The 12316-nt window shown below is 66.5% G+C and carries 10 protein-coding genes; all 10 read left to right on the top strand.

Annotation, left to right across the window (positions count from 1 at the left end):
- The first annotated feature begins 2 nt into the window (after positions 1 to 2).
- The 10 genes from P7F68_RS11955 to P7F68_RS11910 all read left to right on the top strand — a co-directional run bounded on the left by P7F68_RS11955 (position 3) and on the right by P7F68_RS11910 (position 12299).
- Positions 3 to 1406, top strand: coding sequence for a multicopper oxidase family protein (locus P7F68_RS11955; RefSeq protein WP_075146732.1), 1404 nt, complete (start codon positions 3 to 5; stop codon positions 1404 to 1406).
- 70 nt (positions 1407 to 1476) lie between these two features.
- Complete coding sequence (locus tag P7F68_RS11950) at positions 1477 to 1977, top strand: cupredoxin domain-containing protein (protein ID WP_277833354.1); 501 nt, start codon at positions 1477 to 1479, stop codon at positions 1975 to 1977.
- A gap of 102 nt (positions 1978 to 2079) precedes the next feature.
- The gene (locus P7F68_RS11945; RefSeq protein WP_277833352.1) at positions 2080 to 2427 is read left to right on the top strand and encodes a copper-binding protein; all 348 of its coding nucleotides are present in this window, start codon (positions 2080 to 2082) and stop codon (positions 2425 to 2427) included.
- A gap of 134 nt (positions 2428 to 2561) precedes the next feature.
- Positions 2562 to 3869, top strand: coding sequence for a TolC family protein (locus tag P7F68_RS11940; RefSeq protein ID WP_277833350.1), 1308 nt, complete (start codon positions 2562 to 2564; stop codon positions 3867 to 3869).
- Between the two features lie 14 nt (positions 3870 to 3883).
- On the top strand, positions 3884 to 5422 hold the full coding sequence (locus P7F68_RS11935) for an efflux RND transporter periplasmic adaptor subunit (RefSeq protein WP_277833348.1): 1539 nt from the start codon (positions 3884 to 3886) through the stop codon (positions 5420 to 5422).
- Between the two features lie 16 nt (positions 5423 to 5438).
- A complete protein-coding gene (locus P7F68_RS11930) occupies positions 5439 to 8663 on the top strand; it encodes an efflux RND transporter permease subunit (protein ID WP_277833347.1) in 3225 nt (1074 codons plus the stop codon).
- A 242-nt stretch (positions 8664 to 8905) separates the two neighbouring features.
- Positions 8906 to 9154 carry a DUF2933 domain-containing protein gene (locus P7F68_RS11925; protein WP_141020262.1) on the top strand — a complete coding sequence of 83 codons (249 nt, stop codon included), beginning with the start codon at positions 8906 to 8908 and terminating at the stop codon, positions 9152 to 9154.
- Position 9155: 1 nt separating this feature from the next.
- The gene (locus P7F68_RS11920; protein ID WP_002943401.1) at positions 9156 to 9554 is read left to right on the top strand and encodes a c-type cytochrome; all 399 of its coding nucleotides are present in this window, start codon (positions 9156 to 9158) and stop codon (positions 9552 to 9554) included.
- Positions 9555 to 9578: 24 nt separating this feature from the next.
- On the top strand, positions 9579 to 11927 hold the full coding sequence (locus tag P7F68_RS11915; RefSeq protein ID WP_277833341.1) for a heavy metal translocating P-type ATPase: 2349 nt from the start codon (positions 9579 to 9581) through the stop codon (positions 11925 to 11927).
- A 117-nt stretch (positions 11928 to 12044) separates the two neighbouring features.
- Positions 12045 to 12299, top strand: coding sequence for a DUF2933 domain-containing protein (locus P7F68_RS11910; RefSeq protein ID WP_002943399.1), 255 nt, complete (start codon positions 12045 to 12047; stop codon positions 12297 to 12299).
- Positions 12300 to 12316 lie beyond the last annotated feature (17 nt).

The raw sequence follows: 12316 nt of genomic DNA, 5'->3' as shown, positions 1-12316 counted from the left end.
TCATGACCACCCGACGCAGCTTTCTCGCCGGGGCAGGCCTGCTGGCCGCTGCCGGAACCGTCAACCGCGCCGCGCTCGCGGCGCTGCCCGAGCCCGTGATCCAGACCAGCGCCGTAACGGCGGCCCCACTGTCGCCACCAGACGGACGCCCCTACGACCCGGTCGTCACCTTGAACGGCTGGACCGCCCCCTGGCGCATGCGCAACGGCGTGAAGGAGTTCCACCTCGTCGCCGAGCCGGTCGAGCGCGAGATCGCCCCCGGCATGGTGGCGCGGCTGTGGGGCTACAACGGCCAGTCGCCCGGGCCGACGATCGAGGTCGTCGAGGGCGACCGCGTGCGCATCTTCGTCACCAACCGCCTGCCCGAGCACACCACCATCCACTGGCACGGCCAGCGCCTGCCCAACGGCATGGACGGGGTCGGCGGCCTCAACCAGCCGCAGATCCCGCCGGGCAAGACCTTCGTCTATGAGTTCGTCGCCCGCCGCCCCGGCACCTTCATGTACCACCCGCACGCCGACGAGATGGTGCAGATGGCGATGGGCATGATGGGCATGTGGGTCACGCATCCGCGCGCGCCGCACCCGCACATCGCGGGCGTGGACCGCGACTTCTGCTTCCTGCTCAACGCCTACGACATCGAGCCCGGCAGCTACGTGCCCAAGATCAACACGATGCTCGACTTCAACCTGTGGACCTGGAACAGCCGCGCCTTTCCGGGCATCGACTCGCTCAATGTCAGGAAGGGCGACCGGGTGCGGGTGCGCATCGGCAACCTGACCATGACCAACCACCCGATCCACATCCACGGCCACGAGTTCGAGGTTACCGGCACCGACGGCGGGCCGACGCGGCCGGAGTCGCGCTGGCCCGAGGTCACCACCGACGTCGCCGTCGGCCAGATGCGCCAGATCGAGTTCATCGCCGACGAGGAGGGCGACTGGGCGATGCACTGTCACAAGTCGCACCACACCATGAATGCGATGGGCCACGACGTGCCGACCATGATCGGCGTCGACCATCGCGGCCTGGTCGAGGGCATCCAGAAGCTGGTGCCCGATTACATGCTGATGGGCGAGCGCGGCATGGCCGACATGGGCGAGATGGAGATGCCCCTGCCCGACAACACCCTGCCGATGATGACCGGGCAGGGGCCGTTCGGCGCCGTCGAGATGGGCGGCATGTTCACCGTGCTCAAGGTGCGCCGCGAGCAGCAGCGGGGCGACTACCGCGACCCGGGCTGGTTCAAGCACCCGAAGGGGACGGTGGCCTACGAGTGGGCGGGCGCGGCGCTACCCGAACCGGCGCGCAGTGCTGCAGCCGGACCCTCGAGCATGCCGCGCACCGAGCCTGCGCGATCGGTCGAGATGACGGTTCGCAAGCCTGCCGGCCATCAGGGGCATTGAAGTCGATCGCCTCGTAATCAGCCCCCACGACAACACCAACAAGATTCAACCCACAGAGAAGGAGATTCCCATGAAAAGTCGTCGTCGATTTCTGGCCACCAGCCTTGCCGCCGGTGTGCTTGCCGTTCACCGCAGCACGTTCGCCCATGGCAATGCCGAACATGCCGACAAAGCAGCGTCCGATACCCCCAAGGAGCAGCAGCAATGGGGGATTGCGGGGGACGCGAAAGCCGTCTCGCGCGCGATCGCCATCGTGGTGACCGATGAGATGCGCTTCGTTCCGGACCGCATCGAGGTGCGTCTGGGCGAGACGATCCGATTCACCCACGAAAATCGAGGCGCGGTGATGCACGAGATGGTGGTCGGTACGCCCAAGACGCTTGCCGAGCACGCGGAGATGATGCAGCGCTTCCCGGAGATGGAACATGACGAACCGTGGATGTCGCATGTCGCGCCAGGTGGGCGCGGAGAAATGATCTGGCACTTCAACCGTGCGGGGGACTTCCAGTTCGCCTGCCTGATCCCCGGCCACTTCCAGGCCGGCATGATCGGCACGATCAAGGTCGGCTGACAGAAATGTAATCCGTGCGTCAGCGTCCTGTCGGGGAGTGCTTCGCATAATTGTGCTCACTCTCGAACTGACACAGCAATTCAACCCTTGGAGAAACCCATCATGAGAAAGACCCTGATTACCACTGCGCTCTTGGCCTTGCTCGGCGGCGGTGCTCCGCTTGCGTTCGCACAGGCCGATCACGATGCACATCATGGCGGGGCGAGTGCCCCGGCCGAAGCCAACGCCAAGCTGGCCGAGGGCACGGTCAAGAAGATCGACAAGTCGGCTGGCAAGCTGACCATTGCCCATGGCCCCCTGGAGTCGCTCGGCATGCCGGCGATGACCATGGTGTTCCGCGCGGCCGAGCCGGGCATGCTTGATCAGGTTAAGGCGGGCGACAAGATCCGGTTCGCGGTCGAGAAGGTCGGCGGTGCGCTGACCGTGACGTCTCTCGAGCCCGCCCAGTGACGCCTATCCCGCAGGTGCGTCGCGTTCCACTCTGACCGGCCAGCCGTGGGGATGCCCCACTGAGTGGCTGAACGACGAGGCGGGTGGCGAAGGGCCTGCGCATGCACTTAACCGCCTGCCGGAATCGTTTCTCGATGAAATCCCCGTTCGCAGTACCCTCATCTCACCTGCTACGTCCTGCAGCGCTTGCACTGGTGGTCGCGCTCACGCTGGGAAGTGGCAGTGCCTGGACACAGGGTTCGCCCGACACTCCAACGCTCGGCTCGAGCCCCCAGGCGCTGATTGAATATGCGCGCCACAGCAACCCCGGCTTTGCCGCTGCCCGCGCGGAAGCGTCCGCAGCGCAGGAGCGCGTGACGCCCGCCGGTGCGCTGCCCGACCCGACGTTCGAGGTCGAGCTGATGGACGCCACCAACACCATGAGCGGGCGCTCGGCGTCGTTGCTGCCCGGCCAGGTGGGCGAGACCCGCTACCGCATCACCCAGCCGCTACCCGGGTGGGGTAAGCGCGAGCTGGCGGTGAAGGCCGCCGAAGCCCAGGCGACCCAGGCTGATGCGATGCGCGATACCTCCTGGGCTGAGCTCGCGGCAAAGATCGAGACGCTGTGGTTGCGCTACTACGCCGCCGACCGCGAACTCGTCCTCAACCGCGAGGGCTTGACCCTGCTGCAAAGCCTGGAGGCGCTGAGCCTCACCCGTTACGAGCTGGGTCTGCTGCCGCAGCAGGCGGTGCTGCGCATGCAGCGCGAAATCACTGCCCAGCGCCTCGCGCTCGTGGAGGTCGAACAGCGGCGCAAGGGGCTGGCAGCGGGGCTCAACGGCCTGCTCGGCCGGGCGCATGATGCGCCGCTCGCCACACCCGCAGATCCAGCCCCCTTGCCCGAGCAGCTGGAGGCGGGCGCCCTTTTTGAGTTGGCGGCGAGCGCTAATCCGGAAGTGAATGCCGCGACCTACGGCATCGATGTGGCGCGTGCCGAGCGCGAACGAACGTATCAGGAACGCTTGCCGGACTTCGCTGTTGGCGTGCGCAACAACCGTCCTGATGTAGGTAAGTCGTCCTGGGACGTAATGTTCGAGGTGATGATCCCGCTGCAACAGTCCAGCCGTCGCGCCAAGGAGCGCGAAGCCGAATACATGCTGATGGCGGCCGAGGCGCGGCGGGAGGATGCCAAGGCGCGCGCATCCGGCGAACTGGGTATCGCCTGGTCGATGTACGCGCAGGGCCGCGAGACCTTGCGCCTGCTCGAACATACGCTGCTGCCGCAGGCCCAGGCCACCCGGGATGCAAGTCAGGCCGCGCTCAGCAGCGGCAAGGTCGACTTCGACAGCGTGATCGAAGCCGAGCGCCAGCTCATCGACATCCGGACTCAACGCTTGAAGACCGAGCTCGACACGCGCCTGGCGCTGACAGAAATCAAGAAACTGACAGGGGATCTGAAGTGAGCTCAGCCGTTCGAATGACGGCGATCGCTGCGGGCGTGGCGATTGCCATAGGTGCGGGGTACTGGATTGCGCACCTGCAAAATGCTGGAAATCCAGTTCCGCTGATCAGCGAAAGCCAGGCGCAAAGCGATAGCGCAGCCCCGGCCGACGGCGAACGCAAGATCCTCTACTACCGCAACCCGATGGGCCTGCCCGACACCTCGCCCGTGCCGAAGAAGGATTCGATGGGCATGGACTACATCCCCGTCTATGCCGACGACCAGCCGGACGACAGTGGCGCAGTGGTGGTCAGCCCCGCGCGCATCCAGACCCTGGGGGTGAAGACTGCCCTGGTCGAACTGCGCACGGTCGACGCAACGGTGCGCGCGAGCGGCCGAATTGAGCTCGACGAGCGCAGGCAGGTGGTGGTGGCACCGCGCTTCGAGGGCTGGATCGAGCGCCTGCATGTGAATGCGGTCGGCGATGCGGTGAAGAAAGGCCAGCCACTGTTCACCGCCTACAGCCCGGAACTGCAATCCACCGGCGAGGAACTGCGCATTGCCGAGCGCCTGGCCAGCCAGAACGCGGCCCATGATCCGCTGGCGAGCGAATCCGCCCGTCGGCTGGCCGAGGCGACCCGTGCGCGCCTGCGCAACCTGCAGGTGGCCGGCCAGGCCGGCGCGCGCCAGGTGTTCCACGCCCCGGCGAGCGGCGTGGTGCTGGAGAAGGAGGCCATCGAAGGCGGACGCTTCATGCCGGGCGAGGCACTGTTCCGCATCGCGGACCTGTCGAAGGTGTGGATCATTGCCGATGTGTATGAACAGGATCTCGCCCGCGTTCAGGTCGGCCAGAGCGCGCAGGTGACGCTCGAGGCCTATCCCGGTCGCGCCTTCGCGGCGCGGGTCGATTACCTCTATCCGACGCTGGACGCCGCCACGCGCAGCACGCGCGTGCGGCTGGAACTGGACAACCCTGAGGGCCTGCTGCGTCCCGGCATGTTTGCCCAGGTCGCGCTGTCGGCGGGCGATGCCACCCCGAAGGTTGCCGTGCCCACCTCGGCGATCATCGACGATGGCGAACGGCGGGTCGTGCTGATTGCGCTCGGGGAAGGCCGCTTCAAGCCGCAGCCAGTGAAGCTCGGCCAGCGCGGCCGGGATGTGGTCGAGGTGCTCGACGGCGTGACTGCGGGTGATCGCGTGGTGGTTTCGGCCAACTTCCTGATCGACTCGGAGAGCCAGCTCAAGGCGGCACTCTCCAACCTGGTTGAGCCCGATGCCCGCGATCAGGCTCAAGCGAGCCCGACCCGTTACGAAGCGCAAGGGACGTTCGATGCGCTCGACGCCGAAGGCGGCAGCGTGACGATGACGCATGGCGAGATCCCGGCCCTCCAGTGGCCGGCGATGACCATGGACTTCAAGCTTGCCGATCCGGCGCTGGTGAAGGACATCGCCCCAGGCTCGCCGGTGCGTTTCGTCTTCGAGGCGGGTGAGCCCGGTGAGTACATCATCACGGGTATCGAGCCGGTTGCAGGCGCTGCGCCTGCACCGAGCGCCGGCGGTCACGGGGGGCACTGAAATGCAGGCCCCTGTGATGGAACCTTCAAGCGCTGTGCCGACCGACACGGCCGCCAATCCGACAACGGCCGGCCTGCTCGATCGCGTCATCGACTGGTCCGCGCGCAACGTCTTCCTGGTGCTGCTCGCCACGCTGTTCCTGATCGGAGGTGGCGTGTATGCGGTCAAGCACACCCCGCTCGACGCGCTGCCCGACCTGTCCGACGTGCAGGTGATCGTCTACACCGACTATCCCGGCCAGGCGCCGCAGGTGGTCGAGGATCAGGTCACCTATCCGCTCACCACTTCGATGCTGGCGGTGCCGCGCGCGAAGGTGGTGCGCGGCTTCTCGATGTTCGGCGCGTCCTATGTGTATGTGATCTTCGAGGACGGCACCGACATCTACTGGGCGCGCTCGCGCGTGCTCGAGTACCTGAGCTCGGCCGCCGGACGCCTGCCGCAGGGCGTGGCGCCGCAGATCGGGCCGGACGCCACCGGCGTGGGCTGGGTGTATCAATATGCGGTGCTGGGCAAGGACATGAGCCTGGCCGACACCCGCAGCCTGCAGGACTGGTACGTGCGCTACCAGCTCACCAAGGCGCAGGGCGTGTCCGAGGTCGCCAGCATCGGCGGCTTCGTGCGCGAGTACCAGGTCACGGTCGATCCGCTGCGCCTGGCAGGCTACGGCATCACGCTCGACCAGGTGACGCAGGCGATCCGTGCCTCCAATCGCGACGTCGGCGGCCGGGTGGTGGAGCTTGCCGAGAAGGAATACATGGTGCGCGGCCGGGGCTACCTGCAAAGCGTGGAGGACATCGCCGGCATCGTGCTCAAGGCCGAGCGCGGCACGCCGGTGCGGGTGGCCGACGTCGCCCGCGTCGAGCTGGTGCCCGCCGAGCGGCGCGGCATCGCCGAGCTGAACGGCGAGGGCGAGGTCGCCTCGGGCATCGTCATGGCGCGCTTTGGCCAGAACGCGCTCGACGTGATCGCCAACGTCAAGGCCAAGATCGCCGAGATCGCCCCCGGGCTGCCGGCGGGCGCCGAGATCGTGCCGGTCTATGACCGCTCCGAGCTGATCGAGCGTGCGATCGGCAACCTGCAATGGACGCTGCTCGAGGAGAGCCTGATCGTCGCTGCCGTGTGCGTGATCTTCCTGCTCCATGTTAGGAGCGCGCTGGTGGCCATCATCACGCTGCCGCTCGGCATCCTGTTCGCCTTCATCGCCATGCGCTCGCTCGGCCTGGGCTCCAACATCATGAGTCTGGGCGGCATCGCGATCGCGATCGGGGCGATGGTCGATGCGGCGATCGTGATGATCGAGAACGCGCACAAGCGGTTGGAACACCTGCCGGCGCAGGCCTCGCAGGCGCAGCGCGCCGAGGTCATCCTGAAAGCGTGCAAGGAGGTCGGCCCGGCGCTGTTCTTCTCCCTGCTGATCATCACCGTGTCCTTCCTGCCGGTGTTCGCCCTCGAGGGGCAGGAGGGCCGGCTGTTCGCGCCGTTGGCCTACACCAAGACCTTCGCCATGGCCGGGGCCGCGCTGCTGTCGGTCACCCTGGTGCCGGTGCTGATGCTGCTCTTCGTGCGCGGACGCATCCTGCCCGAGAACAGGAATCCGGTGAATCGCGTGCTCACCTGGCTGTACCGGCCGGTCATCCGCGCGGTGCTGCGCTTCAAGTTCATCACGCTGCTGCTGGCGCTGGCTGCGATGGCGGTGACCCTGGTGCCGGCGCGCCAGATCGGCTCGGAGTTCATGCCGACGCTCAACGAAGGCACGCTGTTCTACATGCCGGCGGCGCTTCCCGGCATGTCGGTGACCGAAGCTGGGCGCCTGCTCGCCACCACCAACCGCATCATCAAGACCTTCCCCGAGGTGGAGTCGGTCTACGGCAAGGCCGGCCGCGCCAACACCGCTACCGACCCGGCGCCGCTGGAGATGTTCGAGACTGTCATCAATCTCAAGCCGCAGGACCAGTGGCGCCCCGGCATGACCACCGACAAGCTCATCGCCGAGATGGACGCCGCGCTCAAGTTTCCCGGCCTGGCCAACTCGTGGACGATGCCGATCAAGGCCCGCATCGACATGCTCAGCACCGGCATCCGCACGCCGGTGGGGGTCAAGGTCTTCGGTAACGATCTGGAGACGCTGGAGAAGGTGGCCCAGGCGGTGGAAGCCGCCGTGCGCAGGGTGCCGGGCGCGAGCAGCGCCTATGCCGAGCGTGTGGCCGGCGGCTACTACGTCGACATCGTGCCGCGCCGCGAGCAGCTCGCGCGCTACGGCCTCACCATCGACATGCTGCAGGACGTGATCGCCACCGCGCTCGGCGGCGAGATGGTGACCACGACGGTCGAGGGCCTGGAGCGCTACGGCGTGTCGGTGCGTTACGCACGCGGCCTGCGCGACGACCCCGCGCGGCTCGCGTCCGACGTCCTCGTACCGACCATGAACGGCCCGATCCCGCTCGGCCAGGTGGCTGAGGTGAAGCTGACGCGCGGCGCACCCGGTATCCGTACCGAGAACGCGCTGCTGGCGGCCTATGTGTATGTGGACACCCGCGAGACTGACCTCGGTGCCTTCGTCAAGCGCGCGCAGCAGGCGGTGGTGGAGGAGGTCGCTTTCCCGCCCGGCTACTACGCCACCTGGAGCGGCCAGTTCGAGAACATGGAGCGCGCCAAGGAGAAGATGAAGGTCGTCGTGCCGCTCACCCTGGCGCTGATCTTCGTGCTGCTGTACCTGAACTTCCGGCGGCTTGCCGAGACGCTGATCGTTATGCTGTCGGTGCCCTTCGCATTGGTGGGCGGGGTGTGGCTGATGTGGTGGCTCGACTACCAGATGAGCGTGGCGGTGGCGGTGGGCTTCATTGCGCTCGCCGGGGTGGCGGCCGAGACCGGAGTGATCATGCTGATCTACCTCGATCAGGCGTGGAAGGAGGTCTGCGACCGCAGGCGGGCCGAAGGCCGCGAGGCCGGCGTCGCCGATCTCTACCAGGCGATCATGGAGGGTGCGGCCGGACGCGTGCGACCGAAGATGATGACGGTGGTGACGATCATGGCCGGCCTGCTGCCGATCATGTGGAGCACCGGCACCGGGAGCGAAGTCATGAGCCGCATCGCTGCACCGATGGTGGGCGGCATGGTGTCCTCGACGGTGCTGACGCTGGCGGTGATTCCGGCGCTGTATGCGCTGGTCAAGCAGTGGGAGTTGCGCCGCAGCGCCAAGACAGCACCCGCGCAGGCGCTGGTCACGGTGTCGAATTTGTAATGCACCGGTCAGCGGCGCGACAGCATCGGGGGCGTAGCCTGTTTCCAAGGCCCCGTTCCCGAGGCTGCCGCTGAACGTGACGAGGAGCATTGCGATGCTTGCCTGGCTGAAATCCCTCTGGCAATCCTTCAAGAACTGGTGTCGCGAGAACGAGCGGGCCCACCGGGATGCCCCGCTCTCGCCGTGCTGCTCGAAGCCGCCCGCAGCCGTTCACCGTTCGCCGACCCGCAAGGTATGAAGCCATGAACACGAAGCCTGCTCATGATCCTGGACACCCTCGATCTGTCGCCTGGTATCGCTCCCCCGGCGTCATCGCTGGCCTGATGCTGGCGGCGATCGCACTGTTCTTCCTGCTGCGCGAACACTGGGCGCATGTGTCGGGCAACTGGGTGTATCTGATCCTGTTGCTGTGTCCCCTGATGCACTTGTTTGGCCATGGCGGACATCACGGCGGGCACCACAGTAACGACACCGACTCGGAGAAGCGCTGAGATGCCGATGACAGAGGCGTGCCTAGGCCGTGGCGTCGTCATTGCGGCGCTTTCGGGCGTCTTGATTTCGAGCGCAGCGGCGCAAGGCTGGACGATCCCGCAGCCCTCTCCGGGGCTGATGCCCAATCCGGGGCAGGGAAAGGGACTCTACGCACAGCACTGTGCCGCTTGCCATGGGACCGACCTCAAGGGCTCGGACAAGGGGCCGCCCATGCTCCATAAGGTCTACGAACCCAGTCATCACGCCGATATCGCCTTTCAGCTGGCGGTGGCGAACGGTGTGCGCGCCCACCACTGGCAGTTCGGCGACATGGCACCTGTTCCCGGCCTGACGCCGGACGAGGTCGCTCATGTCACGGCATTCATCCGGGGGGAACAGCGCAAGGTCGGCATTCGATAACAACAATCGCCGGGGAGAGGCATCATGACCCACGAGCATTCGCAGGGCGGCCATTCTGGCCACATTCATCGCCACGATCATGCATCACCAGGCCAGGATACCGATCCGGTCTGCGGCATGACCGTCAAGCCCGACTCTCCGTATCGGGTCATTCACGCCGGACACGAATACCGGTTCTGCAGTGCGAAGTGCCAAGGCAAGTTCGAGACCGATCCGGCGCGGTATCTGGCACCGGAGACAAGTCAGCCGTCAACGGAGCCCGCACCGGTGGCCGGCACTGAGTACACCTGCCCGATGCATCCGGAGATCCGCCAGATTGGGCCCGGTACCTGCCCGAAATGCGGCATGACGCTCGAGCCGGTGATGCCGGGCCTCGACGAGGAGGACAATCCCGAGCTCGCCGACTTGCGCCGCCGCTTCTGGTGGACGCTGCCGCTGACGGTGATCGTCACCGCGATCGCCATGTCCGGTGGCGTCTTCGATCCGATGCTGGGTGCGGCGCGCCCCTGGGTCGAGCTGGCCCTGGCGACACCGGTCGTGCTCTGGTCCGGTTGGCCGTTCTTCGTGCGCTGCGCGCAGTCGATCGGCAACCGCAGCCCGAACATGTGGACGCTGATTGGACTGGGAGTTGGGGCGGCCTATCTATATAGCGTCGTCGCTACGGTTGCGCCCGAAGTGTTTCCGGCCTCTTTCCGCATGGGCGAACACGTGGCGGTGTATTTCGAGGCAGCAGCGGTGATCATCTCGCTGACGCTGCTCGGCCAGGTGCTGGAGCTGAAGGCGCGCTCGGAGACCGGCGCCGCGATCAAGGCGCTGCTCGGCCTCGCGCCCAAGACCGCGCGGCGTATTCGCGCGGATGGCACGGAAGAGGACATCCCGTTGACGCACGTCCACCCCGGCGACCGGTTGCGCATTCGTCCGGGTGAAAAGGTGCCGGTCGATGGCGCCGTTGCCGAAGGCGAAAGCGCGGTCGACGAGTCAATGCTGACGGGTGAACCGATCCCGGTGACCAAGCGCCCCGGCGACAAGGTGATCGGCGCCACGCTCAACACCAGCGGCGCCCTGGTCATGGTCGCGGAGAAGATCGGGGCGCAGACCATGTTGTCGCAGATCGTGCAGATGGTCGCGCAGGCCCAGCGTTCGCGCGCGCCGATGCAACGCCTGGCCGATGTCGTCGCGGGCTGGTTCGTCATCGTCGTCGTGCTCATCGCCCTCACCACGTTCGTGGTGTGGGGACTCTTCGGACCCCAGCCGAGTTGGGCCTACGGCCTCATCAACGCGGTAGCGGTGCTGATCATCGCCTGCCCCTGCGCACTGGGCCTGGCCACGCCGATGTCGGTGATGGTGGCCACCGGCAAGGCCGCCACCCAGGGCGTGCTGTTTCGCGATGCGGCGGCGATCGAGTCGTTGCGCAAGGTCGACACGCTGATCGTGGACAAGACCGGCACCCTGACTGAAGGGCGCCCCGCCTTCCACAGTGTGGTGGCGGCACCGGGCGGGACGGAAGCCGACGTGCTTCGCATCGCAGCCAGCCTCGACCAGGGTAGCGAGCACCCGCTCGCCCACGCCATCGTGGCCGAGGCCCGCGCGCGTGGTCTCTCGCTCAGCACGCCCGAGACTTTCGAGTCCTCGTCCGGCATCGGCGTGCGCGGCACGGTCGATGGCCAACGTGTGGTTCTGGGGAACACCGCCCTGATGGACGATGAGCGCATCGATTGGCGCGGGCTCGCGGAACGCGCCGAGGCTCTGCGCCTTGAGGGCGCAAGCGTGATGTACCTCGCCGCAGAGGGCGTGCTCGTCGGCCTCATCGCCGTTGCAGATCCGATCAAGGCTTCGACCCCGGAAGCGCTCGATGCGCTGCGGGCGAGCGGGCTCAGGATCATCATGGCCACGGGCGATGGGCTCACCACGGCGCGTGCGGTCGGTGCCCGCCTGGGCATCGACGAGGTCTATGGCGAAGTGAAGCCCGCCGACAAGAATGAGCTCGTCGGCAAACTGCAGGCCGAGGGGCACATCGTCGCCATGGCCGGCGACGGCATCAACGACGCGCCGGCGCTCGCGCGCGCGAATGTGGGTATCGCGATGGGCACGGGGACCGACGTCGCGATGAACAGTGCCCATCTGACTTTGGTCAAGGGTGATCTCCGGGGCATCGCCACCGCACGCAGCATCTCCGTCGCCACCGTGCGCAACATGCACCAGAACCTCGTGTTCGCCTTCCTGTACAACGCAGCGGGTGTGCCGATCGCAGCCGGGGTGCTCTATCCAGCGTTCGGGCTGCTTCTTTCACCGCTGATTGCCGCCCTGGCGATGAGCTTCAGTTCGGCGTCCGTGGTCGGCAACGCGTTGCGCCTCGGACGGAAAAGGATCTGATCGACCTCAATCCGCCCGCACGGAAAGCTGGGCAGACGAACTGCGTGACGGGTACTTCGTTCGTTGGGAGGCATGCCGGCGTCAGCGTGTCGATGTTTGCGCACAAGGAGCTGTCTCATGAAAGCCGAGACGGAAGCCGAGCCCCGTCCATCCGGTCGGGCTGAATCGAACTTAAGGGTTCGCCGCGTATTTCCGGTCTTCGTCGTACTGGCGGCCGTTCTCCTTATCGCCGAGCACCGGCTCCATGTGCTCGGCTACCTACCGTGGCTCATCTTGCTTGCGTGCCCCCTGATGCACGTCTTCATGCATCACGGTCACGGCCACAAGGGAAAACACACGCCGACTGAAGACCAAGGTAACCATGATGCGTAATGCCACGGGAGATCGAG

Origin of the sequence: Thauera mechernichensis, assembly GCF_029588855.1 — a bacterium.
GTDB classification, from domain to species: domain Bacteria; phylum Pseudomonadota; class Gammaproteobacteria; order Burkholderiales; family Rhodocyclaceae; genus Thauera; species Thauera mechernichensis.
This window is presented reverse-complemented; position numbering and strand designations above follow the sequence as displayed.